A 26,545-nucleotide genomic window follows, 5' to 3' on the forward strand; every position below is an offset into this window, starting at 1 on the left:
CATGCATGCAGCGTTCACCCCACCCGCGCCCCCGCTCGAGCCTGGCGATATCAGTGGCAGCTTTCCGGACGAGCAAACGCAAACCGTGGTCGCGGAAAAGGCGGAATCGGCACGCATGAAGAAAATCATCTTCGGCAAATGCTATGCGTTTTCCGGCGATGCGGACCTGGAAATTCTGCTCGCGGAAACCCTAAATCTGTACGCGGACGCCGGCAGCCGGAGGCCCGACGTAAACATCCGCATCGGCAAGACCATGCCCGCGCACAAGCCCTTCGCGATCAACCCGAAGGCCCACGAGACATTCGCGCACGGGATGCTGACCTCGTTCCCCGCGGTCGACGTCTACTGGAAACGCGACGACGGCGAGTCCCTGGAGGTGGACGTCGTCATCAAGGCGCGGCACGGCATCCGGCGCATGCTGCACAACCTGCTGTCGATGGAGTACTCGCGCAAGGTCGAGGACTTCGAGCAGATGTTGCATGAGTTCGTGCTCGCGCCCTCATCCTATTTCTTCAAGGATGTGGCGCTGATCCACGCCGCGTCCGTGACGATAGGCGGAAAAGCCTGCCTGCTCGCCGGCACCAGCGGGGTCGGCAAGTCTTCGCTCGTGCTTGCGCTGAGGAATCGCGAGGATGTCGGTTTCGTCAGCGACGACATCGTCGTCGTGTCCGACGCCGCCCAGGTCACCGGCAACATGGCTTGGCCGAAGATCTACGGCTACAACTGCAGCAGCCCTGCGATGAAGAAGGAAGTTCTCGCGGGCCGCGGATGGATCGACCGCATCCATTTCAATATCAAGAACCGCATGAATTCCGCCAAGGTGCGACGCAAGATGTCGCCCGACCGGTTGTATCGCCATGTGGATCCCGCTTCGGCGCCGCTGTCCTGCCTGTACTACGTGATACGCGAAGACGTGCCCGCGATATGCATGTCGGAGCTGAGCCTGGCCGACAGCGTCGACATGACGATCGCCGTCATCAGCGCCGAATACAGCGTCTTCCACGACCATCTCTACTGGGAGCAATACAACGCGCTGGTCACGGCGCACCCGCCGATGCTGACGATGGAAGAAGTCACCGCGAACTGGCGGCGGGTGCTGACGGCAAGCCTTGCCACGGCCGGTCGCTTCAAGATCAGCATTCCCTTCAAGGTGGACCACACGGTCTACCAGAGCAGCGTGACCGACATCGTCGTGGCGGACATGGTTGCGCGGCCATGAAGATCGTCATCCTGACCAACGCCTACCCCTATCTTCCCGGTGAGCAGTTCATCGAGGACGAGATCGGCTATTGGGCCACGTGCGCCGGCGTCAGCGTGACGTTGCTGCCCGCGCTCGCGGCGGGGACGCCGCGCCCGATACCTGCCGGCATCTCGATCGATCTTGGCATGGCGCGCTCCACGAAACTCGGGCGGCTGTGGTTCATGCTGCTGGCGCTGTGCTCCGCGATCTTGCGACGCGAGCTGGGTTACCTGCACCGGTCGCGGAAGACGAGCCCGCACACCGTCGCACGAGCTCTGCTGCATACGTCCAAGGTGCTGGAGCAGGCGGCGCAGCTGCGGCGATACGCCCGGGCGCACGGTCCGGCAGACGTGGCCTATTGCTACTGGAACGAAACGCAGGCCTACGCAGCCGTGCTTGCCAGGGATGCAGGCGCGGTGCGCAGGGTCGTCTCCCGCGTGCACGGTTTCGATCTGTACGAAGCGCGCCGCAGGGACGGCTACATGCCGCTGAAGCGCCAGTTCATTGCCGCCTACGACGCGATCTTCGCACTGTCGAGCGAGGCACGCGCCTACCTGCAGCAGACCTACGGCGCAGCGCCGGGGAACGTCCGCATCGCACCACTGGGCGTGCCGCTGGCCGATGGGCTTGCGCGCCCGAGCGCGACGGGGCACCTGCATGTGGTGTCGGTTTCCTTCTGCCTGCGGGTGAAACGGCTGGACAAGATCGTGGGAGCCGTTGCCCTGCTTGGCCGCCGTCACCCGGAGATCAGCCTGACCTGGACGCATATCGGCGGCGGCCCGTTGCTGGAAGAGATCACGGCGCTGGCGAAGGCGCAGTTGAACGGCCTGAAAAACATTGTCTGCGCTTTCCTCGGCGAACTGCCCAACCATGCCGTCAAGGTGTATTACCTTGATACCCCGGTGGACATGCTGATCAACGCCAGCGAATCCGAAGGTGTTCCGGTTTCCATCATGGAAGCCATGAGCGCGGGGGTGCCGGCCGTCGCCCCCGACGTGGGCGGCATTTCCAGCCTGGTATCCGATCGCTGCGGCGCGCTGCTGGGGCCCTGCCCCGACGTGCAGGAAATCGCCGAAGCGATGGAGCGGGTGGCGTTCGCGGACGGACGCGATGCCCGGCGCGCGCATGCGCGCCAGACGATCGAGGCCGGTTTCGATGCCGCCCGGAACTACCGGGATTTCGTCGCGGACGTGATCGCCATCGGCGCATCCGGCGACAGGCAACCGGCGCCGCCGCTTCGCCCGGCTGCATACCGGATCCGACAGGCGACAAGACGGTGATCGTGACAACAGCTCAACTACACAGGTCGACGGGTGAACATACGAACCGTACTGGCATTTGCCATCGGCCCCATCGCCACCGCCGGGCTTGGCCTGGTGACGGTGCCGGCGATTGCCTGGGTCTTTCCTCCCGCCGACGTGGGGCGATTGAACATCGTGCAGATCGCGGTGTCGTTCGGCGTCCTGCTGTTCAACCTCGGGCTCGATCGCGCCTATGTGCGGGAATACCACGAATGGAGCGATCGCGGGGCTTTGCTGAAAGCCTGCTTCGCTCCGGGATTCGTGCTGTTGCTGCTGGCGATGCTGGTCACGCTGCCGTTCGACGCGCGCCTAACCGACTGGCTGTTCGGCCTTGGGCATGCCGCGTATTACTGGACGCTCGTGGCCTGCGTGATCGTGAGTTTCATATCCCGGTTTCTGTCGCTCATCCTGCGCATGCAGGATCGCGGGATGGCGTTCTCCCTGAGCCAGGTATTGCCCAAGGTGGTCCTGCTGCTGGCGGTGGGCATGCTGGCGCTGCCGGCCTTCTCGAAGTCGTTCGGCGCCCTGGAGGCGGCCTATCTGGCTTCCTTGCTGTCCGTCCTGCTCGCCTACAGCGCGAATACCTGGCGCGAGTGGAGTCCGGCCTTGCTGGCCCCGGTTTCCCGCACACAGGTCCGCGGCCTGGTCGGCTACGGCGTGCCGCTGATCTTTGCCGGTGTGGCCTACTGGGGGCTGGATGCCACCAGCACGCTGGCCCTGCGTTCGCTCTCGACCCTGCCGGAACTGGCGATCTATTCGGTATCCATGAGCTTTGCCGGTGTGGGCGTGGTCTTCCAGACGATCTTCACCGTGCTGTGGGCGCCGATGGTCTACAAATGGGTGGCCCGTGGCGTGGACATGCGACGGGTCGATCACATCGCCCAGCAGGCACTGGCGGTGGTCTGCACCATCTGGGTCCTGAGCGGCGCCTTGTCGTGGCTGACCGACTTCGTGCTGCCAGCGCATTACTCCCAGGTGAAGTACCTGATGCTGTGCTGCATCGGCGAGCCGCTGCTCTACACCCTCTCCGAGGTGACCTGCGTGGGCATCGGGATCACCCGCCGGTCCATGCTGTCGCTGTGGTCCACCGCCGCCGGACTGGTCGTCAATGTCGCCCTCAGCGTGTGGCTGGTGCCGGGCCATGGCGCTGCCGGCGCCGTCGTGGCCAACGCCATCGCGTTCCTGGTTTTCTTCGTGGCGCGGACCGAAGCTTCGGCCTACGTCTGGCGGCCCTTCCCGCGAGCGCGGCTGTATGCGTTCGTCACCGTCGGCGTGGGCCTTTCCATCGCCACGCTGGTGTACGGCCCTCGCGTCGCCGTCCATTTCAGCCTGGTCTGGGTGGCGCTGCTTCCGGTCGTCGTCTGGTGCTTCCGCAACGAATGGAACTACATGTACCGCTCGTTGCTCGATGCGCTCAAGGCGAAGCGCAGCTACCCGCAGCCGAGCGAAGAACCCGAGGCTCTGTCATGACCAGGCCCGCGCACCGTTGCGTGCCGCGCTGCCACGACGGGTCACGCCGGCTTCCTGCAGCAATGTTGCCGTGCGGCCTTGCCACTGCGCCTAGCGTGGCCACCACGGCCAAGTCGAGGCCACGATGATGGCGAAGATCAATGTGTTCGTCTTTGCGGCGCATCACCTGGCCGGCAACATCGCCGCGCAACGGTTCAAGGGTCTGTTGAAGTATCTGGACCCGGCGAAATACCGGATCTTCGTATTCGCCCGCGAACCCGCAGCGGGAGTGAGCGCGAGCGCGTCCACGGCAACGTCGACCGCCGACATCACCGTCTTCCCGTTGCCGGGACACTGTGTGGGCAGCGAGTCTTCTACCGCGGCCTCGCTGCTCACCATGGCGTCGGCCTTCCTGCGCCCGCTGCCGTTCCTGCTTTCCGGGAGCGCCGAACGCGGGCAGCCGTGGCTGGTCAACGCACTGGCGGCGGCCGATCGGCTCTGCGTCGAAAAACGCGATGCGGGCGAGCGCTGCGTGGCCATTGGCACGTATTCGCCGATCGACTCCCTGGTCGCCGCCGCGAGCCTGGCCAGCAGACATCGCATCGGCTGCCTGCAGGACTTCCGCGACGGGCTCGTATTCGAACCACTGGGCAAGCCCGGCTCGCTGCGGACCTGGGTGCGCAGCCTGGTCGAAGGGCGCGTGGTGGCCGCTGCCGACCTGATCACCTCGGTAAGCCCTCCCCTCGTCGCGGATTTCCAGCGGCGCTATCCAGGCAAGGCCGCGGCGATCCTGCCCAACGGCTACGACCCGGCCGACTTCGTCGCCGCGGACAAGCCCATCGATGACGATACGCGGGTCGCCGCCATGCTTGCCCGGCACGTCCCGGCCGGCGCACGACTGATAGGGCATTTCGGGCGCATCGGCGCCAGCGACGGATCGGCCTCGAAGAGCCTCGATTTCTTCGTCGACGCACTCAACGAGTCCCCGGCGGTGGTGGCCGGCAATCACGTGATGTTCGTCGGCGAACTGACGGCGGCCGAGCGCGCGACGCTGGAACGGGCCAGATTTTCGGTCAGTGCGCCCGGGGCAGTCGAACGTACGCTGGCGCTCCAGCTCATGCAGCGCTGCGACAAACTGCTGCTGCTGACCGGCTCCCGTGCCAGCTGCGCCACCGGCAAGCTGTTCGAGTACCTCGCCGCCGGAGCGGACATCGTCTGCGTTTCCGGCGTGCGCAACGCGGCTACCGCCATCCTCGCCGAGACGGGAGCAGGCTGCAGCGTGCTGACCAGTGCGGGAGCATCGGCCGGCGAGGCCTTGCGCTCCGCGTTGTCGCCCCGCCCTGCCGACACGCACCGCGACATCAGTCCCTACAGCAAGCAGTCGCAGGCCGGCATGCTCGATCGCTGGATCTCGGACATGGTGCACTCATGAGCTATGCACACGATCCATCGTCGACATCGTCGGCAGATCTGTTCCTGCCACCGGCGGCGCTATCCGGCGCTGGCAGATACCGGATCACCGTGGGCCACATGTTCCTGGGCACGGCTTTCCTGCTGTTGTTCCTTGCCGTGGTCATACCGAACTCCTTGCCGGTTCCCACCGCGGTGGTGATGGGTCTTGCGTTCCTGCTGGCGCTGCCGGGACTGCGCATCGGCAACGGCTTCAGGAACCTGCTGGCGATGTATGCCTGCACCGTGATCGTGACGATCGCCTACCTCGTCGTGGGCGGCATGCACGATGCGCCACTGCTCGCCATTGCCCAGGTGACGGCGATCTACATCCTTTCGCCCCTGGCGTGGACGGTCATTGCCGAAGCCTTGCTGAGGCGGCTCGGAGCCGAAAAGCTGATCGGCTGGTTCGTCCTGCTGAGCCTGCTTTGCGCCGTGAGCGTGGCCTTGTTCTTCTACCTCTACTTCAGCCGTGGCGCTGCGGCCGTGGCTTTCTTCTTCCAGGGCGCCAACATCAATCAAAACGAGGGATTTTCCGGCGCCACCATGCATGTGTATGGCTCGCTGATCTTCCTGTGCGGTGGCTTCTTCAGTTCGCCCGAACTCATCAGGAGGCGATTGCTGCGGTTGACCCTGCTGGCGGCGCTGCTGATCTGCGCACTCACTTCCGGCCGCTCCGCGCTGATCCTCTCGGTGCCGATGGGCTGGTTGCTGGGCATGATGCTGGCATCGCGCACGACCGAAAGCCCGCATCGCTCGCCGCTCATCAGGATCATCCGCTATGGCCTGCCCATGGTGGTCGCAACGGTGGCCGCGCTTGCCCTGCTGCAGGCCTACACGAAAATCGACCTGAGCACAGTGTTGAACGTCGTCACGGACAAGCTCGCCTCGGGCGGCGGCATGGCCCGGGTGCAGATGGGGCATTCGCTGTTCGCGGGCGTTCTCGACAACGGCGGTCTGGGCTCCGGCCAGGGCGTCGGCGTCCCGTACGTCAGCGACCCCATCCATCCCTGGCGCTACGAACTGGTGTGGCTGGCCACGCTCTACCGGGTCGGAATACTCGGCACGGTGATCTACGCGTTGCCGTTTGTGCTCTATATCCTCATGGCGCTCCGGCTGGCGCTCATCCGTCGCCTTCCGACACGGCACAAGTTCATGTTCTGCGGCCTGGTCTGTGCGCTGCTCGCGACCAACACGAACCCCTATATCGAGGCCTTCGCCTTCCAGTGGATGTACGTCGTCCCGCTGGTGGCACTGTTCATCGAGTATCCGGAATGCCTCAGGAAGGCACCCGAATGAGGCGCCTCAAGGTGCTGCTGTTTTCCAGGTATTCGAGGCGGGGGCCAAGTACCCGGCTACGCAGCCTGCAGTATCTGCCCCTGCTGCGCGATCGTGGCATCGACGTGGAGGTGCATGCGCTGTTCCCCGATGCCTATCTCGAGCGGCTGTATGGCGACCGCCCCTCCTCCGCGCGGCGCATCGCATGGCAATACTACGCCCGGCGGATCAGACAGACCCTGCGTCGCGACACGCACGATCTCGCCTGGGTCGAGGGCGAGCTCTTCCCCTATCTGCCGCACTGGCTCGAGTCGCTGCTCGCGCGCTCCGCCAGGCCGTACGTCGTGGACTACGACGACGCGCTGTTCCACAAGTACGACATGTCGTCCAGTCCGCTGGTCCGGCGCGTGCTGGGCCGCAAGATCGACCAGGTCATGCGCGGATCCGCCTGCGTGATCGCCGGCAACCACTACCTCGCCGCACGCGCCGCGCAGGCAGGTGCCACGCGGATCGAGGTCATTCCCACCGTCGTTGACGAGCATCGCTACACCGTGGTGAACCACGTCGACGAAGGGCGGCCGGTCATCGGCTGGGTCGGCTCGCCGGCCACCGAGGAATACCTGCTGGACAACCGCGACGTGCTGGAGCAGGTCTGCGCCAAACACAACGCCCGCCTGCTCCTGGTCGGACCGCGAACGGAGGTCGCGGGCCAGTTCGGCAGCCTGGTGCCAGAGGTGGTGGCGTGGTCCGAGGACAGCGAGGCCGACATGATCGCCCGGATGGATATCGGCATCATGCCGTTGCGCGACGGCCCGTGGGAGCGTGGCAAGTGCGGCTACAAGATCATCCAGTACATGGCGTGCGGCCTGCCGGTGGTCGCTTCAACGGTCGGCGCGAACGTCGACATCGTGCGGCACGGCGAGAACGGCTTTCTGGCGACGGGGACGGATGCATGGCGTCATGACCTCGAGCAGCTGATCCTCAGCCGGCGGCTGCGCACGCGCATGGGCCTGGCAGGGCGCGCGCGCGTCGAGAACGAATACAACGTGACCGTGCAGGCATCACGGCTCGCGAACGTGCTGCACAGCGCGGGAGGCCACTGATGTGCGGCGTGGCCGGCTTCTGGCAGCCGGGTGGCGGCACGCGGGACTCCCTGCTGGAACAGGTGCGGTCGATGTCGACGCGCTTGATCCATCGCGGGCCCGACGACGGCGGCAACTGGTGCGACGAATCGGCGGGAATCGCATTGGCCCAGCGACGCCTGTCCATCCAGGATCTCTCGCCTGCCGGCCATCAACCCATGCTCTCGGCCTGCGGACGCTACGTCGTCGTGTTCAACGGCGAAATCTACAACCATCTCGACCTGCGCCAGCGGCTGCTTGCGGAAGGCGCGGCACCGGCGTGGCGGGGGCATTCGGATACCGAGACCCTGCTCGCATGCTTCGCCGCCTGGGGCGTCGAGCGAACCCTGCACGTCTGCGTGGGGATGTTTGCGTTCGCGCTGTGGGATCGCCAGCAGCGGGCCCTCACGCTCGCACGCGACCGCATGGGCGAGAAGCCGCTGTACTACGCATGGCAAGGCCATACCTTGCTGTTCGGTTCGGAGCTCAAGGCCCTGAAGGCGCATGCGGCCTTCCGGGCGGATGTCGACCGCGACGCACTGGCCTTGCTGCTGCGCCACGATTGCATCCCTGCGCCGTATTCCATCCACCGGGGCGTCTTCAAGCTTCGTCCCGGGCATCTGCTGCGCATCGCCGCCGATACGCCCCGAGATGCGGCACCCGAGGCGTATTGGCGCTACAACGATGCCGTTCGCGCAGGCCTCGGCAATCCGCTCCCGGGCTCGGACGCCGAAGCGATCGATGCGCTAGAGGAACAACTCGGCGCCAGCATCAGCGCGCAGATGCTGGCCGACGTGCCGCTGGGCGCGTTTCTCAGCGGCGGCATCGACAGCAGCACCGTCGTGGCCCTGATGCAGGCGCGCAGCAGCCGCCCCATCAGGACCTTCACCATGGGGTTCGGCGAGGCCGGCTACGACGAGGCCGCACACGCCAAGGCGGTGGCCAAGCACCTGGGTACCGAGCACACCGAGCTCTACGTGCGCCCCGACGATGCCCTGGCTGTCATCCCGAAGCTCCCCTCGATCTTCTGCGAACCCTTCAGCGACAGCTCGCAGATTCCCACCTTCCTGGTCAGCCAGCTGACCCGCCGCGAAGTGACGGTGGCCCTGAGCGGCGACGGCGGCGACGAGCTCTTCGGCGGCTACAACCGTTATCTCGGAGCCCGCACGACCTGGGAACGGATGCGGCGCCTGCCGCCGTTCGCGCGGACCGCCGGCGCCGGGATCCTGCGCTCCGTATCGCCGGATGCATGGAACCGGTGGTTCGAGCGCATCAAGCCGTTGCTGCCGAAGCGTTGGCACGTGGCCACACCGGGCGACAAGGCGCAGAAGCTGGCCGGCGTGCTTCCGCTGTCGAGCGGCCACGCTTTTTTCCTCCACCTCGCCAGCCAGTGGAAGAACCCGGGCGGCATCGTGATCGGCGCGCACGAACCGACAACCCTGCTGACCGATCCCGATGCATGGCCGGACACCAAAATCCTGGCGCAATGGATGATGGCGATGGATGCGCAGAGCTACCTCCCCGACGACATCCTGGTGAAGGTCGATCGGGCTGCGATGGCCAATAGCCTGGAGACTCGTGTGCCCATGCTCGACCACCGCGTGGTCGAACTGGCATGGCGCGTCCCCTTGCACCAGAAGATACGCGACGGCGAAGGCAAATGGCTGCTGCGCCAGGTGCTGTACCGACACGTGCCCAGGGAGCTGGTCGAACGGCCCAAGATGGGTTTCGGCATCCCGCTCGACAGCTGGCTGCGCGGCCCGCTGCGCGACTGGGCGGAAGCACTGCTCGACGAGAATCGACTGCGCCAGGAAGGTTATTTCCATCCGGCACCGATCCGGCAGAAATGGAACGAACACCTGAGCGGCCGCCACAACTGGCAGCACCATCTATGGCCGGTGCTCATGTTCCAGGCATGGCTGGATGAAAACCGGGGGACATCGCCATGACGTCGCCGCGCACAAACCGCGCGCCCCGCCCTCCCGTTCGCGGACTGCCCGGTGCGCCCGCCGTCCAGCAGGAGACACACCCGTGAAAGCTGTCCTGTTCGCCAATACGGACTGGTACCTCTACAACTTCCGCCGCTCGCTGGCGATGTCGCTGCGACGGCAGGGATACGACGTCCTGCTGATTTCCCCGCCGGGGCCTTATGGAGCGAAGCTCCGCGCCCTGGGCCTGCGGTGGGAGCCCTTGCCGATGGCGCGGCGCAGCCTCAATCCGCTGCGCGAAGCGGCGCTGCTATGGCATCTTGTCCGTCTGTTGCGGCGCGAGCAGCCGGTGCTGGTGCACGGATTCACCATCAAGTGCGCCGTATATGGCTCATTGGCGGCGCGGCTTGCCGGTGTCCCGGCCCGGGTGAATGCGGTGGCAGGCATGGGCTATGTGTTCACCAGCTCGCAGATGAAGGCGCGATTGCTGCGCCCGGTGGTGCGTGGCTTGCTGCGCCTCGCGCTTGGTGGTCGCGGCGCGCGGCTCATACTGCAAAACGCGGACGACGTCGCGTTGTTCCAGCAGGCCGGCCTGGTCGATCCACAACACATCCGCCTGATTCGCGGCTCGGGGGTGAATTGCGCGCAGTTCGCCCTGGCAACACGTACGCGAAGCGCGGACGACGAACGCCCGCGTGTACTGCTGGCATGCAGGCTGCTCTGGGACAAGGGTCTCGACGAATTCGTCAACGCCATCCGGCAGCTACGCCTCCAAGGCTGTTCCCTCCATGCCCTGCTCGCCGGCACGCCGGATCCCGGCAACCCTGCCACGGTTCCGGAAGCAACGATACGAGGCTGGGTGGCAGAGGGGCTCGTCACCTGGCTCGGTCACGTCGATGACATGGCCGGCCTGCTCGCTTCGGTCGATGTCGTGGTGCTGCCGAGCTATCGGGAGGGATTGCCCAGGACGCTGGTCGAAGCCGCCGCCTGTGGACTCCCCTTGATCACCACGGACGTACCGGGCTGCCGCGAAGTGGTGACCGACGATGTCGACGGTTTGCTGGTCCCCAAGGGCAACAGCGAAGCGCTGGCGCATGCCATCCGGCGAGTGCTGGAAATCCCCGGGCTCGCGCAGCGGCTGGGCGAGGCGGCCCGCCTCAAGGCGCGGACGCAGTTCGATGAACACATCGTCATCGAGCACACCTTGGAAGTCTATGCCGAATTGTGCGATCCGCTGGCGGCGCCGGCCGAGTCGTCCCCATAGAAATCCACCTTCGTGCCGTACGCATCCCGCCGCGACACAGCACATGCGCCGTTCGGAGAACCGCATCCCCGCCAAGGAATCGACTGCCGAGTTTGGCCGGGACCACACCTGCCTTCCCCCGGCCATACACGATCGGAGACTCTGCCATGCCATCCTCGCCGCAAGTGACGAATGTCCTGGACTTCCTGCCCGCGACGGAACACGCCGCCCTCCGCGCGGGCAGCAGCTCGTACGATTGCACCAGCGGCATCCAGGCGGCCATCGACAAGGGCGGCAGCAAGGTCTTCGTACCCGCCGGGGTCTATCCCGTAAAGCAACTCAACCTCAAGTCGGACATCGAGCTGTACGGCGATGGACAGACCAGCGAGCTGCGGGCGTACGACAGTTCGCTGGCCTGCGAATTCATGCTCGCCACCTATGTCCGCGATGGCGGCAGCGCCAATGTCGCGGACAACATGCGAAACATCCGTCTGCACGATCTCAAACTCAACGGACGCGTGGCGGAGTTCGGCTACCAGCAGTACTTCTATCTGCTCGCCGTCAACGCCACCTCGGACCTGACCGTCGAGCGGGTGAGCTTCTATGGCTTTCGCGGCGACGGCATGTATGTCGGCTCGGGCACGCTCCGCAGCACCGAACGCCACAACCAGCGCATCACCGTGCGCGACTGCGTGTTCGACGGCGCGGTGAAGGACAACCGCAACGGCCTCTCCATCATCGATTGCGATCAGCTGACGGTGGAGAACTGCCTGTTCCAGAACATCGGCAACGCGAAACTCTCTCACTCGGTGGGCGGCATCGATTTCGAGCCGGATCACCCGTGGAGCGTGTATCGGCACGTGACCATCGCGCAATGCAGGTTCATCGATATCGACACCGTGAACACGGCAGGCATCACGTTTTTCAACGGCCGTCAGGCCGGAGACAACATCCACGACTGGGTCGTGTCCGATTGCCAGTTCAAGAATTGCTATTGGGGCATCGATACCGCGACGAAAGCCAAGACTATCGCGGATGTCGCCGACAACCTCTCCGTGCTCAACTGCCACTTCCTCAATTCGATCCGCGTCGACATCGCGGTCAACGGCCTGAGCGGCACCCAGGTCAGCGGATGCACCTTTCAGCGCTCGCCAGCGGGATCCGGACCGGGCGGCGATGCGGTCAGGCTGGGATCCTTCGCTTATCGGACCAGCGAAAACGCCATCAACACGGTGATCACGGGCAACACGTTCATCGGCATACGCCCGCAGATGGGAGCGATCGGCGTGCTTGGCGCCAACCGGGTGGTATGCGCAGGAAACGTATTCATCGACATCTACGGCTCTTGCATCAACTTCGCCGAAGACAATACCCCGGACAACAGCCGGGACATCGAAGCGGTGATCATCTCCGGAAACAAGGTCAGGCGCAGCAGGGGCTCAGCACCCGGTGCCGCCGTGATGTCATTCCTCAGCACGAGCAGGCAGATGCGCATCACCCGCGGCAATCTGGTGGTGAAGCATTCCATCGAGTACGCCAACGACATCGAAAGCGGCGTAACCACGATCGCGGACGGGGCATCGATCCAATTGGTCGGACTCAAGTGAGCGCGGCCGTCCGATAGCCGCCGCATAGTGCGTCGCCTCATCCACCCAGCGCAGCAGATTTCGAGGCCCGATTGACCGCGCAAGATCAACGCCGGTCGGCGCGCTCTACCGCGCGGCGGAATGCCTCTGTTTCGCTACCTCCGTTCTCCACCCGGTGGTCCCTGCCTCGCGCAGCTAGGCCGGAGGCCGCGGAGTGCCGCTCCGCCTCCAGCGAATGGATCTTCGCCCCCGGTCCCGGACGCGGGGCAAATGCGCCTTGCCGACGCGCCTCCTGGCGCAGCCACATGCGCATGACTGTCGCCATGTAGACGCCGAGAATCAGGCAAAACGCCATGAGATTCGCGCCCGCCGAATGATCCACGCTGCTGACGATCGCACCGATCGACGCCAGGCCCGCCGCAAGCATGACGAGCGTGGCCAAGGTGGCGCGCGGCCCCAGGCCCGCCCCCAGCAGGATATGGTGGATATGGCCACGATCCGGCTTGAACGGCGAGCGGCCCTCGCGCATGCGCCGGCACATCACCGCAAGCGTGTCGAACACCGGCAGCGCCACGCACCACAACACGTCGATCGGCGACAAATGCGTCTGTGGCAGCTGGCTCAAGCGGATGAGCGCCCAGGCCAGCAGGTAGCCGACCAGTGTGCTGCCCGCGTCGCCCAGGAAAACCTTTCCGCCCAGGAGACCGAGGTTGACGGCCAGATAGGGCAGCGTTGCCGCAGCCAGCAGGGCCAGCAACATGATGATCCCACGCAAGGAAGTAGGAGAAGCAAACAGGACGACGGCGGCAATGCTGACCAGGGTCAGACTGCCGGCAAGACCGTCGATGCCGTCCATCATATTGAACGCATTCACCAGGCCGATGACGGCGACTACGGTCATCGGTACGCCAAGCCAGCCAAGCACCACGTCGTGGCCGAAAAGATGCCCCAGCGTGTGGATGTACACGCCAGTGCTGGAGATCACCGTCAGTATCACGATGGTCTGCGTCAGCAGACGATCGCGAACGCTGAGGCCAAAGCGATCATCCAGCGCGCCAAGCAGGGCAAGCACTGCGGCGGTTCCGAGCAAGACTCCCTCGAACCCGTGGAAGGCACCGTAGCAGGCGGCTCCTGCGACCATCCCGATGAAAATCGCCAGACCGCCCACCAGCGGTATTTCGCCAAGATGCTGCTTGCGGTGATCCGGGTGATCGACCAAGCCAAGCACTATGGCAAACGGACGCATAACAGCAATGGCTACCGCAGATGTGGATGCGGCTACCAAACCATCGAGAACCAATCGCAGTTCCAGCATGAGACCTTCGCCTCCTACCCATCTCGAGCGGTCCCCCAAGGTCCGAGCGAGTTCATGTTGTGGATGGTCCAGCCGGCGAGCGGCAAAGGCCTTGACGGCCTGCTATCTACGAACCGCGAATACGACTGGCCGATATTTCATGCATGCCTGGATCAATCCAGTAAAAATAAATGACACGACAGCAACTGCTATGAAAAAGGAAATGGCACTCACGCCAGGCCTTCGAACCTAGCATCTTTAAGATGACAAATCTTGTACAGCGTGAATGTCTTATTCAGACAAGACCGGTTTATATAAGCGCCGCATGAACCGCTTGTTCAAATGGTGTTTCGGGAGATCCAGCTCTTCCGTGATTTAGCGACCCAGATGCACGAATTGCCATGAATTCCTTAATCTCCAGACGGCTCCGCAAAAGCTAAAAAAAATTCGCCAGAGCCAAGATGCGATCAGGCCACGCCGTATAAGTGACCCATCCATGCCTCTTCAGGAAAGGTGGTGCGACACGCATTTCGATGCGATTGGAGCATCGGATTCCGTATGCGCCTCGCCCGTGGCCTCGACTGCGCCCTCGAACCTTGGCCATCAACACGCGAACGGCGGTGATGACCAAGGTTCGAGTCCAACCCGACGATGACCCGGCAGATTCAGGATCGCCTTAATGGGTCGCGCTGTAATTCGCAGCGGCAGCGCTGGTAACCAGAGTCGCCGAAGGCAGCAGCTGGCTCAGGAAGCGGTTCCAGCGGGTAATGCCGGCCGCGCCGACGAATATGACGTCGCCCGGCTTCAACTTGAAGCCGTCTCCGAGGGCGAATGCCGCCGGCGAGCGTGCATCAAGCTGGAAGACCTTGGCCGGAGCGTTCTTCAGATCGTCCGCACCGCGAACGACATAGACTGCCCGGCCATTGGCCGTGACCGGATTGAGCCCCCCTACACGGCCCAGTGCCTGGGTCAGCGTGATATAGGGAAGCGACCTGAAGGTGACCGCCTGAGGGCGCATCACTTCGCCCATCACGTACACCTCCTCGGAATCGTTGTAGGCAAGCAACAGACGATCTCCGGCCTTCAGGTAAATGTCTTTCGCCAGACCCCGGCTGTCGTACAAGGCGGCAAGATCCAGGTGGTAGTTCTGCCCATCGCGGTTGAGTATCAGACCCGACATGTTGGCCTGATCGGAATTGATGGTTGCCGTTCCGAGCGCCTGCCCCAAGGTCAACGGAACCGCTGTGATCGACTGTGGGTCGGTCTTCATGAAGGCGCCCTGGAACGTCACATGCTGGCTGTTGTAGCCGACGATACTGACGTCCACCTGCGGCTTCTCCACATACTTCCCTATCTTCGATTCGATGGCCTGGCGCACCTCTTCGATGGTCATGCCAGCGACCTTGATGGAGCCCACATAGGGATAAAACAGGGTGCCGTCCGAGCGCACCAGGCGACCATTGGCCGCGGTCTGCTGTTGCGTGCCCGCCGGTGAAGTCAGTTCCGGGTGATCCCAGACGGTGATGTAAAGCGCGTCTCCCGGCCCGATGCGATAAGGACCCGGTTGATAAGACAGCAGCGCCTCCGGCACCGATGCAGTCAACATCGGCGATTGATTCTCCGCCAATAGCTGCGGAGTAATGGTTACCAGCTGTATTTGGCTGTTATCGGTCGGCGTGCCGCGAACCAGGCCCTGCCCGGACATATTTTGCCCTGGCGACCATACACAACCGCTGGCCAGCAACGCGAAGCCAAGAACGGTAAAGGCACAAGTCTTTTTCATGATCAACATGTCCTCGAATATTCGATTTGCCGGGAATAACTGAACAGTCAGCTGGCGGCGCTCATAATCCCGCACTTGTATTTTTCGCCCGCACAGAAGCTCCTCGGAAGGCGGAAATCCGCCTTTCGATGGCAACCAGCCGAATCCGATCACTTAAATCAATTGCCGCGTAGAAAACCAGCCGCTGCGGGTGAAAGATCACAGCGCCACATTCCGTGATGCCATACAGGACGTGAAAGAAGCATCACAATCGCCAATCACATTTAGAAGCCGTACACCTAATTACGCCGTCAACCAAAAATCCCTTTATATCGGTCCCAACCTATTCCCTATTACAAAATATCGTGCACCCGGCGTCACCGTCATGGCCACCTCGTCTGTCGGCTCCAGGACGTCGAGAACAGAATTTTCGAATTGCCCCGAACTTGCATGCAGCTGACCGCAAGCCGAGCGGGACGAGCCCTCTATTCCGGGCATCCATGTTGCTGACAAATTTTTGTCCCTAGATGACTCGCAGTGCCACCGCGCGCTCGATGCCCACGATGTGCCGAGAAGCCTGCCGTGCCATTCGAGGATCGGCGCGCCGAACCAGGACGGGTGCCACTCGCCGCAATTCACCGGTATTCGAACCCGATCGCGATGCCCGACGGCAAATTCCTGCTCCGTATCACATGGCGTGAAGTCCAGGCGCGCATATGCTGCGGTTTGGCACGATACTGGCATCATGCAAGCACCCTAAGCAGCCTGTCCAGCCAAATCATTGCGGATGCAAAACATTATGGAAAACAACGAGAAGAAGCCGTTCTGGGGGAAAAATTCCCGCGGATTCTGGCTCATTGTTTGCCTGACGATCAGTGCGGTGGCGGGCTGGGCAATGTTTCAAATGGGCATTCTCCATTGATCCTGGATTAGGGCTCGGGCCGCAAAGCCGTTGCAAGCCGGTTCGTCGCAGCGCCAGGCGCTCGCGGGCGCACATCGAAGCGATGGTCTGTGACGCATCGGCTCGATGGTCGAAGCGCGCTACGCATCCCGGCAGTCGCAAGTGCGGTGGATATGCAGCAATGACGCGCGCAACGAATTGAAGTAATTGCCGCCCAATCGAACGACATTGCACATTAACTCGAGATGACTTCATCTCGGCCGCAGGATCCTACACGTCCTCCGCACGATATACCTTCGCATAGTCGGCACCGCGCTCGCCTCAGCGCAAGCGTGCGTCCCCGTCGATCGGCCGACACGCGCTGCATGCGCATCAGACGCTACCCAAAACACCTCGGGATGACTGTATGCGGAAGCTGGAAAACACCCGACTCGCCATCGTGGGCCTCGGCTATGTCGGCCTGCCCCTCGCGGTGGAGTTCGGCAAGCACTACGACACGCTCGGCTTCGACATCAACCACGCGCGCATCGACGCATTGCGCGCCGGCCACGACCAGACGCTGGAAGTGGATGCCGACGAATTGGCGGCCGCTGCGCATCTGCGCTTCTCCGCCACGCTCGACGATCTGCGCGCCTGCAACGTCTACATCGTTACCGTGCCCACCCCGATCGATGCCGCCAAGCGGCCGGACCTGACGCCACTGGTGAAGGCCAGCCAGACGCTGGCCAAGGTGCTGAAGCAAGGCGACATCGTGGTGTACGAGTCCACGGTCTATCCCGGCTGCACCGAGGAAGTGTGCGTGCCCCTACTCGCCGAAGGCTCCGGGCTGGTCTTCAACCGGGATTTCTTCGTCGGCTACAGTCCCGAGCGGATCAATCCGGGCGACAAGCAGCATCGCGTCACCGGCATCCTCAAGGTCACTTCCGGCTCCACGCCCGAGGTGGCGGATTTCGTCAATCGCCTGTACGGCTCGATCATCACCGCCGGCACGCACCAGGCCAGCTGCATCAAGGTCGCCGAGGCGGCCAAGGTGATCGAGAACACGCAGCGCGACCTCAACATCGCACTAGTCAACGATCTCGCAATCCTGTTCAACAAGCTCGGCATCGACACGCTGGAAGTGCTGGAAGCCGCCGGCACCAAGTGGAACTTCCTGCCGTTCCGCCCCGGCCTGGTCGGCGGCCATTGCATCAGCGTCGATCCCTACTACCTCACCCACAAGGCGCAGGAAGTCGGGCACCACCCGGACGTGATCCTCGCCGGCCGGCGCACCAACGACGGCATGGGTCCGTACATCGCCGGCGAGGTGATCCGGCTGATGGTGCGCAAGGGCATCAACCCGGTGCACGCACGCGTGCTGCTGCTGGGCCTGGCGTTCAAGGAGAACTGCCCGGACCTGCGCAACACGCGCGTGGTCGACATCGTGCAGGCCTTGCGCGACTACAACGCCACGGTGGACGTGCACGACCCGTGGGTGAACGCGGCCGAAGCCGAGCACGAATACGGCCTCGTTCCGCTGGCGGAGCCACCCGCGGCTGCCTACGATGCGGTGATCGTGGCCGTGGGCCACCGGCAGTTCGTGGCGCTGGGCGCCGACGGCGTGCGTGCCTACGGCAAACCTTCGTCCGTGCTCTACGACGTGAAGTACGTGCTGCCGCGCGATGCCGTGGATGGCCGCCTTTGATCAGGATTCGTGCCATGCAGGTAGCGGTTGCGAGCTCCGCCCCTTCATCGATTCATACGTGGCCCTGCCGTTACTTGAACGCAGCGACGAGGCCACCGGAACCCACTCCTGCGACTGGATATACGCATCAGAAATTTCGATAAATGCCGATGTCGCCAATTTCGGCCACCGACACAGCGAGTACTGCAAAGCGCAGTTGACGAATGCGCGCTTCCGTCAAGCCGATACGTTCTTATCGGCGTGAAGCGGTTGGAACTGGAATGAGCACCGGCACATTCACCATATCCATCGACTTTGAACTGTATTGGGGCGTACGCGACACGCGCGGCCTCGATGCTTTCCGCAATCGTCTCGATGGCGCACGGAAAGCCATCCCGCGCATGTTGGACTTGTTCGAGCAACACCAAGTCCACGCCACGTGGGCGACCGTAGGCTTTCTTTTTTGCCGCAACCGCGACGCGGCCCTTTCGGCGGCTCCAACGGTAAAGCCCGGCTACGAGAACAGCGCGCTTTGCCCGTACCGTTACCTGGAGCAGTCCGCCGATCTCGATGGGCGCTATCACTTCGCCCCCGACCTGGTCGACCTGATCGCCGCGACACCCGGACAGGAAATCGCAAGCCACACGTTCTCGCACTACTACTGCCGTGAAGCCGGCCAGACGGTTGCGGCGTTCCGTGCCGATCTCGCCGCGGCCGTTCGCACTGCGGCCGCGCAGGGGATCGCCCTGCGCAGCCTGGTGTTTCCCCGCAACCAGTGGAATCCCGATTACCTGGAAGTGCTGGCCGAACACGGCATCGGCGCTTACCGCGGCAACGAGCATGGTTGGCTCTATGCCGCCACCGATCGTGTTGGCCAGAACGCCGTGCGCCGCTTGGGGCGCCTGCTCGACAGCTATATCAATCTCAGCGGGCATCACACGTATGCGCTGGAAAGCTGCGCCGGCAGGCCGCCACTCAATTTTCCGGCCAGCCGTTTCCTGCGGCCGCACAACCCGCGATTGGCCTGGGCGGACGGCCTGCGGTTGCGCAGGATCACGCATGCGATGCGCCATGCCGCCAAGCGTCAGGAAGTCTTCCACCTGTGGTGGCATCCGCACAATTTCGGCATCGACACCGACCAGAACATGGGCTTCCTGGAACGGGTGATCGAGGAGTTCGAACGCCTGCGGCAACATGAGGGCATGCGCTCGCTGGGCATGGCCGAACTTGCCGATGCACTGGCTGCGCAATGAGCCGGCGGATTCCACGCATCGTCATGCTGTGCGGCGACGGGCCCTCGTCCCGGTTCCTGTACAACGCACTGGCGGGCGAGATGGAGATCCTCGCGGTAGTGACGGAGCGCAAACCATCGGCACGGTCCATGATCCGGTACCGGGTGAGCCAGCTGGGCTGGTTCACGGTCATCGGCCAACTTGCCTTCATCGCATTCAACCGGCTGCTGGCGCGATTGCAGCGCCGCCGCAGCGACGCGTTGATCCTTCGCTACGGATTGCACGCCGCTGCGCCACCTGAGGCCATCGCCCATCAAGTGGACAGCATAAACACCGCAGCGGTGCGTCGCCTGCTCAGAAAACTCGATCCGGATGCAGTGGTCGTGAACGGCACGCGGATCATTTCGCGCAAGGTGATCGATTGCATCCAGCGCCCCTTCATCAACACCCATGCCGGCATCACGCCGCGCTACCGCGGCGTGCACGGCGGTTACTGGGCGCTGGTCCACGACGACGTCGAGAATTGCGGCGTCACCGTCCACCTGGTCGACGCCGGCGTGGATACTGGCGGTGTGTTGTACCAGCAGCGCATCCGTATCGAAGATAGCGACGGCTTCAATACCTATCCGCTGCATCAGCTTGCCGCGGGAATCCCGCTGATGAAGCAAGCCTTGCACGACGTGGTCGATGGCACCCTCGTCAGCCGCGATGGAGTCAGCCCGTCAAGGCTCTGGTATCACCCCACCCTGGGCCAGTACCTGAGATATCGGCTTACCAAATCTGTCAGATAAGAGCGTCGAGCAAGAGCAGAGCGGTCGACGATGAGATAGCCGAAGCGTGGCGGATTCCACGGGTGAGAAAGCGTTCACGCACTCAGCACGCGGAAGCGCCGGTCACATGGTCCGAGGAAGCCGCACATTAACTCGAGATGACTTCATCGCGCCGTACAGGTCCTACACATCCTCCGCACGATATACCTTCGCATAGTCGGCACCGCGCTCGCCCCAGCGCAAGCGTGCGTCCCCGTCGATCGGCCGACACGCGCTGCATGCGCATCAGACGCTACCCAAAACACCTCGGGATGACTGTATGCGGAAGCTGGAAAACACCCGACTCGCCATCGTGGGCCTCGGCTATGTCGGCCTGCCCCTCGCGGTGGAGTTCGGCAAGCACTACGACACGCTCGGCTTCGACATCAACCACGCGCGCATCGACGCATTGCGCGCCGGCCACGACCAGACGCTGGAAGTGGATGCCAACGAATTGGCGGCCGCTGCGCATCTGCGCTTCTCCGCCACGCTCGACGATCTGCGCGCCTGCAACGTCTACATCGTCACCGTGCCCACCCCGATCGATGCCGCCAAGCGGCCGGACCTGACGCCGCTGGTGAAGGCCAGCCAGACGCTGGCCAAAGTGCTGAAGCAAGGTGACATCGTGGTGTACGAGTCCACGGTCTATCCCGGCTGCACCGAGGAAGTGTGCGTGCCCCTACTCGCCGAAGGCTCCGGGCTGGTCTTCAACCGGGATTTCTTCGTCGGCTACAGTCCCGAGCGGATCAATCCCGGCGACAAGCAGCATCGCGTCACCGGCATCCTCAAGGTCACTTCCGGCTCCACGCCCGAGGTGGCGGATTTCGTCAATCGCCTGTACGGCTCGATCATCACCGCCGGCACGCACCAGGCCAGTTGCATCAAGGTCGCCGAGGCGGCCAAGGTGATCGAGAACACGCAGCGCGACCTCAACATCGCACTGGTCAACGATCTCGCGATCCTGTTCAACAAGCTCGGCATCGACACGCTGGAAGTGCTGGAAGCCGCCGGCACCAAGTGGAACTTTCTGCCGTTCCGCCCCGGCCTGGTCGGCGGCCATTGCATCAGCGTCGATCCCTACTACCTCACCCACAAGGCGCAGGAAGTCGGGCACCACCCGGACGTGATCCTCGCCGGCCGGCGCACCAACGACGGCATGGGCCCGTACATCGCCGGCGAGGTGATCCGGCTGATGGTGCGCAAGGGCATCAACCCGGTGCACGCACGCGTGCTGCTGCTGGGCCTGGCGTTCAAGGAGAACTGCCCGGACCTGCGCAACACGCGCGTGGTCGACATCGTGCAGGCCCTGCGCGACTACAACGCCACGGTGGACGTGCACGACCCGTGGGTGAACGCGGCCGAAGCCGAGCACGAATACGGCCTCGTTCCGCTGGCGGAGCCGCCCACGGCTGCCTACGATGCGGTGATCGTGGCCGTGGGCCACCGGCAGTTCGTGGCGCTGGGCGCCGACGGCGTGCGTGCCTACGGCAAACCTTCGTCCGTGCTCTACGACGTGAAGTACGTGCTGCCGCGCGATGCCGTGGATGGGAGGCTGTGATGACGACGCTAGACACCTTGCTGCCGGCAGACCTGCAGCTGCGCATGCGCGCCCGCGCGGACACCTGGCTGGTCACCGGCGCTGCCGGCTTCATCGGTTCCAACCTGGTCGAGGCGCTGCTGGGCCTGGGCCAGGACGTGGTGGGCCTGGACAACTTCGCCACCGGCCATCGCCGCAACCTCGACGAGGTGGAACGGCTGGTCGGCCCGGAGGCGTGGTCGCGCTTCCGCTTCATCGAAGGCGACATCCGCGAGATCGCGGATTGCCGCAGTGCCTGCGCCGGTGTGCGCCACGTGCTGCACCAGGCTGCGCTGGGTTCGGTGCCGCGTTCGATCGAGGATCCGCTGGCCACCCACGCAGCCAACGCCACCGGCTTCATCAACATGCTGGTGGCCGCACGCGACGCCGGCGTCGCCAGCTTCACCTATGCTGCCTCCAGCTCCACCTACGGCGACGAGCCCAGCCTGCCGAAGATCGAGGACCGGATCGGACGCGCGCTGTCACCCTACGCAGCGACCAAGCTGTTCGACGAGATCTATGCCGAGGTGTTCGCACGCTGCTACGGCTTCAAGTCCATCGGCCTGCGCTACTTCAACGTGTTCGGCCGCCGGCAGGATCCGGAAGGCGCCTATGCCGCGGTGATCCCGCAATGGATCGCCACCATGATCCGCGGCGAGAGTGTGTACATCAACGGCGACGGCGAGACCACGCGCGACTTCTGCCATGTCGCCAACGCGGTGCAGGCCAACCTGCTCGCGGCACTGGCGACGGACGGGCAGCGCGACCTGGTCTACAACGTGGCCGTGGGACAGCGCACCAGCCTCAACCAGCTGTTCGAGGGACTGGTACGGCAGCTCGCATCCGAGAACGTGCGCTACGCCAAGGCTGCGATCCACCGCGAGTTCCGTGCGGGCGACGTGCGCCATTCGCTGGCCGACATCACACGCGCCGCCACCCGCCTGGGCTACGCACCTACCCACACCCTGCTGCAGGGCCTGGGCGAGGCGATGCCGTGGTATCTGAAGTTCATCTCCCAACAGGCGGCAGCCTGAGGTTGCCCTTTCCATCCAGCGGCCATGTCGGATGTGGGTAAAAGCCGACCCAATCCGCAGGCTATTCGATAGTGCATGGCGCCGAAAAATAGTTGTCGAGGCAAATCGGAACGCCAAATTCGGCTAACTTTCCCAGCAGCGCCACCGAGAAAGTCGGGCCACCATCGAAGCTGGACTGGAAGTGTCCGCACCACCACACAACGTCGAAGCGGCGCGAATATGCCTCGATCATGCTGCGCTTGGACCATAGGAAATTCATGACCGACAGCAGTCCTTCCTCAAGGCTGCTCCATTCCATAACGCCGCCGTCGATAGAGCCATCGTAGGACCACATCGATTCAGACCACGTCTGCCCGACGCCTCTCGGCTGCCCCTCTCTCCTCACTTGATTGGGATCAAGACCGAGATGACTGGTGATCTCTTCGGGGCAAAGCCCAGTCCCGCGGATTCGGAGTTGTACGGTGTATGTATGCATGGTGGCGTGAGTAGTGAGCATGGCGACGCCCATAGAGGATCTCAAAACGTGTCGGCACCGGTTCGAAAGCGGGCCTGATCGCGCAATGTCACCAATGTTCCGCAAGCGGCTTCACTGACAACGACCACCGCGCGCCCGCACGAAGCGTGAACTGCCGGTCGAGCCGATGATGCACGGGTTCCGCCGCGCCGAGTGCGAGGTCAACCGCGCCTGTCCAGCCCGCTCGCTGGCAGGTCCGGCGCAAACCATCGCAGGCAGTTGCGGCCGGCACGTTTGGCAGCGTAGAGCGCCTGGTCGGCCTGGTCCAGCAGCTCCGATTTTTCGCCCTGTTCGCCGCTGTCGCGCGCGGCGAGTCCCGCACTGATGGTGACGACGCCGTGCGGGCTTCGGCTATGGACGATACGCAATGCCTCCACCCGCAACCGCAGTCGCTGCAGGACGTGTTCCGCCGTCGCACGATCGCGACCCGGCAACAGCACAGCGAATTCCTCGCCGCCATAACGAGCGACGGTCAGGTCGCCGTATGCGTCGGCTTCCTGCTGCAGCGCGCGCGCCACCGCTGCCAGGCAATCGTCGCCCGCCAGGTGCCCATGCGCGTCGTTGTAGGCTTTGAAACTGTCGATATCCAGCAGAGCGACCGCGATAGGCAATCTTTCCTGCGCAACTCGTTCCCACACGCGATCCAGGTTGCGGTAGAAGCCGCGACGGTTCAGCAGCCCGGTCAGCTCGTCGCGGACGACGGTGCGCCGCAATCCCCGCTGCAGGTGCTTGAGCTCCCCCTCCTGGCGCAAATGATGTCCCAGCAGCAAGGCAACGCGTATGGCGTAGGAGACGACACCCATCGCCATCGCGCCGAAGGCAAGGGCACGGTTGCGGTCAAACTGGGCGAAGGCCAGCAGGCACAGGGCCATGCTCAGTACGAACGGGCTGGTGCCGCCCGCGATCAGGTAGGCGCGCCGGTTTGGTCGATACCACCGGAATGCCACGTTGCGCCGCTGGCTGAGCCGCAGACCCACCGCGACGAAGGGCAGGTCCAGGCACAGCTCGGGCAGATAGGATTCGCTGGAAAGAATGAAGCGATTGTGGATCGCCGGAAACACCAGCTCCGCCCATGCGAACACCAGCAACACGACGAAGAAGCGGCGCTCGTCCGCGCGCTTGGCGACGGCAAAGCGCAAGGTCGCACAGGCCACCACGAACAACGCCATCGCGTCGAACATCCACATGACCAGCGAGGCAGTGGATGTTTCCGCGCTGTCTTGCTTTATGACGTCGCGCAACAACGCATAGAACAGACCCGCGGCTGCACAGGCCAGCACGGCATCGAGCGCGCTGGCCCAGCGGTGCAGCGGGCCGACCGGGTTGTATACGGCGGCCAGCGTCAACAGCAGGCTGCTCAGGCAGAAGTAGAAGGTGGGGTCGAACGCCACCAGCGTGCCTTGCGGATGCACCAGCGAGTCGGCCAGCAGGAGTCCAAAGGCCGCCAGTTGCACCGCCAGTGCCAGCAACAGCATCGTCCACCAGGGCCGGTTGTGCGCCACGCTCAGGCGCAGCCTTCGCCCGCCAAGGAACAAGGTGAACAGCATCACCGCTAGTACCAGCGCGTAGCTCCACGACAACACCCGCGCAGGTTCCGCGATCAGCACCGCCGCGTGGACGGCCAGCAGCGGAACGTAGACCTTCGGTGCCAGCGTCTGGATTTTCATGCGCTCGAATGCAATAAGGCCGTTGCACGCAGCCAGCCGTGCGGGATTGGCGCCCTACTCCATCATGGCAAGATCCGCTGCGGACCGAAAGCGAACCTCAAACGCCAGTCTCATGCCGCCTCCGCACGCGCGTCTGCGCAGCCCGTCACCGCAGCGGTTCAAGTCGGAATGCCGTGCCTGACGAGATAGCCACCGGTGAATCGCGGATCGTCCGTCACTTCACGTGCCACAAAATCCGGAGCGCTGAACAAGGCCAGGTGCTCCGGATTCTCGAATTCCGCTTCGGCCAGAAGAAGCCCAGCCAGGTCTCCCTGAAATTCATCCACGGACATCGTGACGCCGCCGATCGCATCGAGCCTGTGCCGCAGCTTCCTGATCCGGCTCCCGGGCAATGAGGAAGCGAGGATCGCGAACTCGTCTTCCGGCAGGTAGATCGACGTGATCAGTCTCGTGTGCCTATCCACGTCCGCTTTGCGCGTAAGCCGCAGCCGGGGCGTGCCCTCACCCACCGGGCGCGCCTCGCGGAGTCGGAGACGGGAACCCGTGACATAAAGATCCGTAATCGCCTCTGTACTCACGATCCGCTCTTGCGGAATGTAGCGACATAGCCAGCGGCGTTCCCTCTCGACGGCCGTGTATTGCGGACGAGGAAATCCAAGGCGATTCGCAAGGTCGAGGTCTATGTCCACAACTTTTCTCTATGGCGATGTACGACCTTGCGTATGGTCGTGTGAGTACGCATCAGAGGTTCCACAAGCATCACGGGGCGTCCCACATCTGCGCCCCCAGGAATGCCCCATCCAGCGGAAGATTGCAGCGGATATGCATGGCCCCCATCAGCCGAACAGGCAATAAAGAACGCGCCGAAGGGACGGGCCTTTTTCTCCAGTCCTTCTGTCGCTGTTGGACGTTATCGGACTATGTGTTGGCGCCACGAGGGCATCGAAAGGCGAGCAAGGGCGCAGCCTCTCAAGGCTCGTTTGGAAAATTCCCCAAGGTGCCCCTTCCCGTGCGCGATGCCCGTCAGCGCGGCGTGCGAAGCGTTGACCCGCGCAGCGCTTCCTCGCGCGCCAGTCCCTCGGCGCAGTCAGTGGCTTCGCCGTCCAGGTCGCACGGCAAGGGCTTGGGCATGTGGCCAGTATGGGATGGCTGGTCAGCACCGACCGTTTTTTGGTCTGTCGAGGTCATTCAATCGGTCTCGGATCGTGGGCAAGATGACGGCGTTGCCGGAATGGTAGCGTCAACCACCGACTTTGCATGGGGCTCGTTTTGAAAAACCCGCCTCGCGCGCGATGCAGACGAGTTGTGCAGCATTGGCGTCCTTCCCAAATGAAAGGCCTCTTTCGCGGGCCAGTGAACCGGGCAAGGGAATTGCAACGGTTCGGGGGCAAGGTGCATCGACGAGGAGCCACCAGACCCTCCGTGCCTGCTCGATTTGCAGCCGAGGTGCCGGGACACCTGTCGATGTGTGTCGCGTGACGCGAGGTCCGACGTCATA

General features: G+C 63.8%; 22 protein-coding genes. 17 read left to right on the forward strand and 5 right to left on the reverse strand.

Translation table 11 applies throughout. The features are described from left to right. Nucleotide 1: 1 nt before the first annotated feature. From ISP25_RS04760 to ISP25_RS04800, 9 genes are all read left to right on the forward strand, one after another. Nucleotides 2–1,219, forward strand: coding sequence for a hypothetical protein (locus ISP25_RS04760; protein WP_404612036.1), 1,218 nt, complete (start codon nt 2–4; stop codon nt 1,217–1,219). After that, nucleotides 1,216–2,520 carry a glycosyltransferase gene (locus tag ISP25_RS04765; RefSeq protein WP_404612038.1) on the forward strand — a complete coding sequence of 435 codons (1,305 nt, stop codon included), beginning with the start codon at nt 1,216–1,218 and terminating at the stop codon, nt 2,518–2,520. Before ISP25_RS04760 ends, ISP25_RS04765 begins: the two co-directional genes overlap by 4 nt. 33 nt (nt 2,521–2,553) lie before the next feature. Beyond that, a complete protein-coding gene (locus tag ISP25_RS04770) occupies nt 2,554–4,011 on the forward strand; it encodes a lipopolysaccharide biosynthesis protein (RefSeq protein WP_404612040.1) in 1,458 nt (485 codons plus the stop codon). Between the two features lie 124 nt (nt 4,012–4,135). Then, complete coding sequence (locus ISP25_RS04775; protein ID WP_404612042.1) at nt 4,136–5,422, forward strand: glycosyltransferase family protein; 1,287 nt, start codon at nt 4,136–4,138, stop codon at nt 5,420–5,422. Continuing rightward, complete coding sequence (locus tag ISP25_RS04780) at nt 5,419–6,738, forward strand: hypothetical protein (protein WP_192157148.1); 1,320 nt, start codon at nt 5,419–5,421, stop codon at nt 6,736–6,738. The genes ISP25_RS04775 and ISP25_RS04780 overlap by 4 nt, the downstream gene beginning before the upstream one ends. Beyond that, nucleotides 6,735–7,820, forward strand: a complete 1,086-nt coding sequence (locus tag ISP25_RS04785; RefSeq protein ID WP_404612044.1) for a glycosyltransferase family 4 protein — start codon at nt 6,735–6,737, stop codon at nt 7,818–7,820. Before ISP25_RS04780 ends, ISP25_RS04785 begins: the two co-directional genes overlap by 4 nt. Further along, complete coding sequence (gene asnB / locus ISP25_RS04790) at nt 7,820–9,787, forward strand: asparagine synthase (glutamine-hydrolyzing) (protein WP_404612046.1); 1,968 nt, start codon at nt 7,820–7,822, stop codon at nt 9,785–9,787. The genes ISP25_RS04785 and asnB overlap by 1 nt, the downstream gene beginning before the upstream one ends. An 82-nt stretch (nt 9,788–9,869) precedes the next feature. Further along, nucleotides 9,870–11,030: a glycosyltransferase family 4 protein gene (locus ISP25_RS04795; protein ID WP_404612048.1), complete on the forward strand. Its 1,161-nt coding sequence runs from the start codon at nt 9,870–9,872 to the stop codon at nt 11,028–11,030. A gap of 146 nt (nt 11,031–11,176) precedes the next feature. Then, a complete protein-coding gene (locus ISP25_RS04800; RefSeq protein WP_404612050.1) occupies nt 11,177–12,616 on the forward strand; it encodes a glycosyl hydrolase family 28-related protein in 1,440 nt (479 codons plus the stop codon). Nucleotides 12,617–12,701: 85 nt separating this feature from the next. On the opposite strand, the gene ISP25_RS04805 is transcribed toward ISP25_RS04800, so the two are convergent. Continuing rightward, entirely contained in the window at nt 12,702–13,685 is a 984-nt protein-coding gene (locus ISP25_RS04805; RefSeq protein ID WP_404612052.1) for an undecaprenyl/decaprenyl-phosphate alpha-N-acetylglucosaminyl 1-phosphate transferase, read from the reverse strand. A gap of 15 nt (nt 13,686–13,700) precedes the next feature. Here ISP25_RS04805 and ISP25_RS04810 point away from each other — a divergent pair, with 15 nt between their 5' ends. Then, nucleotides 13,701–14,084: a hypothetical protein gene (locus tag ISP25_RS04810; RefSeq protein WP_404612054.1), complete on the forward strand. Its 384-nt coding sequence runs from the start codon at nt 13,701–13,703 to the stop codon at nt 14,082–14,084. 481 nt (nt 14,085–14,565) lie between these two features. Here ISP25_RS04810 and ISP25_RS04815 read toward each other — a convergent pair whose 3' ends face one another. Beyond that, the gene (locus ISP25_RS04815; RefSeq protein WP_404612092.1) at nt 14,566–15,594 is read right to left on the reverse strand and encodes a polysaccharide biosynthesis/export family protein; all 1,029 of its coding nucleotides are present in this window, start codon (nt 15,592–15,594) and stop codon (nt 14,566–14,568) included. A gap of 639 nt (nt 15,595–16,233) precedes the next feature. Between ISP25_RS04815 and ISP25_RS04820 the strand changes: the two genes are divergently transcribed. The 7 genes from ISP25_RS04820 (at nt 16,234) to ISP25_RS04850 (ending at nt 22,866) form a co-directional block, all read left to right on the forward strand. Beyond that, nucleotides 16,234–16,584 carry a hypothetical protein gene (locus ISP25_RS04820; protein WP_404612056.1) on the forward strand — a complete coding sequence of 117 codons (351 nt, stop codon included), beginning with the start codon at nt 16,234–16,236 and terminating at the stop codon, nt 16,582–16,584. Between the two features lie 374 nt (nt 16,585–16,958). Then, nucleotides 16,959–18,236 carry a Vi polysaccharide biosynthesis UDP-N-acetylglucosamine C-6 dehydrogenase TviB gene (gene tviB, locus ISP25_RS04825; protein WP_404612104.1) on the forward strand — a complete coding sequence of 426 codons (1,278 nt, stop codon included), beginning with the start codon at nt 16,959–16,961 and terminating at the stop codon, nt 18,234–18,236. Further along, the gene (locus tag ISP25_RS04830; protein ID WP_404612106.1) at nt 18,223–18,480 is read left to right on the forward strand and encodes a hypothetical protein; all 258 of its coding nucleotides are present in this window, start codon (nt 18,223–18,225) and stop codon (nt 18,478–18,480) included. Before tviB (ISP25_RS04825) ends, ISP25_RS04830 begins: the two co-directional genes overlap by 14 nt. 16 nt (nt 18,481–18,496) lie before the next feature. Next, a complete protein-coding gene (locus tag ISP25_RS04835) occupies nt 18,497–19,468 on the forward strand; it encodes a polysaccharide deacetylase family protein (protein ID WP_404612108.1) in 972 nt (323 codons plus the stop codon). A gap of 23 nt (nt 19,469–19,491) precedes the next feature. Further along, the gene (locus tag ISP25_RS04840; RefSeq protein ID WP_404612110.1) at nt 19,492–20,238 is read left to right on the forward strand and encodes a formyl transferase; all 747 of its coding nucleotides are present in this window, start codon (nt 19,492–19,494) and stop codon (nt 20,236–20,238) included. A gap of 298 nt (nt 20,239–20,536) precedes the next feature. After that, a complete protein-coding gene (gene tviB / locus ISP25_RS04845) occupies nt 20,537–21,814 on the forward strand; it encodes a Vi polysaccharide biosynthesis UDP-N-acetylglucosamine C-6 dehydrogenase TviB (RefSeq protein ID WP_404612112.1) in 1,278 nt (425 codons plus the stop codon). Next, entirely contained in the window at nt 21,814–22,866 is a 1,053-nt protein-coding gene (locus tag ISP25_RS04850) for an SDR family oxidoreductase (RefSeq protein ID WP_404612114.1), read from the forward strand. The genes tviB (ISP25_RS04845) and ISP25_RS04850 overlap by 1 nt, the downstream gene beginning before the upstream one ends. Before the next feature lie 61 nt (nt 22,867–22,927). Here ISP25_RS04850 and ISP25_RS04855 read toward each other — a convergent pair whose 3' ends face one another. The 3 genes from ISP25_RS04855 to ISP25_RS04865 form a co-directional block, all read right to left on the reverse strand. Further along, a complete protein-coding gene (locus ISP25_RS04855; RefSeq protein WP_404612116.1) occupies nt 22,928–23,374 on the reverse strand; it encodes a DUF4279 domain-containing protein in 447 nt (148 codons plus the stop codon). 167 nt (nt 23,375–23,541) lie between these two features. Beyond that, nucleotides 23,542–25,047: a GGDEF domain-containing protein gene (locus tag ISP25_RS04860; protein WP_404612118.1), complete on the reverse strand. Its 1,506-nt coding sequence runs from the start codon at nt 25,045–25,047 to the stop codon at nt 23,542–23,544. A 158-nt stretch (nt 25,048–25,205) separates the two neighbouring features. Further along, the gene (locus tag ISP25_RS04865; RefSeq protein ID WP_404612120.1) at nt 25,206–25,736 is read right to left on the reverse strand and encodes a hypothetical protein; all 531 of its coding nucleotides are present in this window, start codon (nt 25,734–25,736) and stop codon (nt 25,206–25,208) included. Between the last annotated feature and the right edge of the window lie 809 nt (nt 25,737–26,545).

Source organism: Rhodanobacter hydrolyticus, from assembly GCF_044904645.1.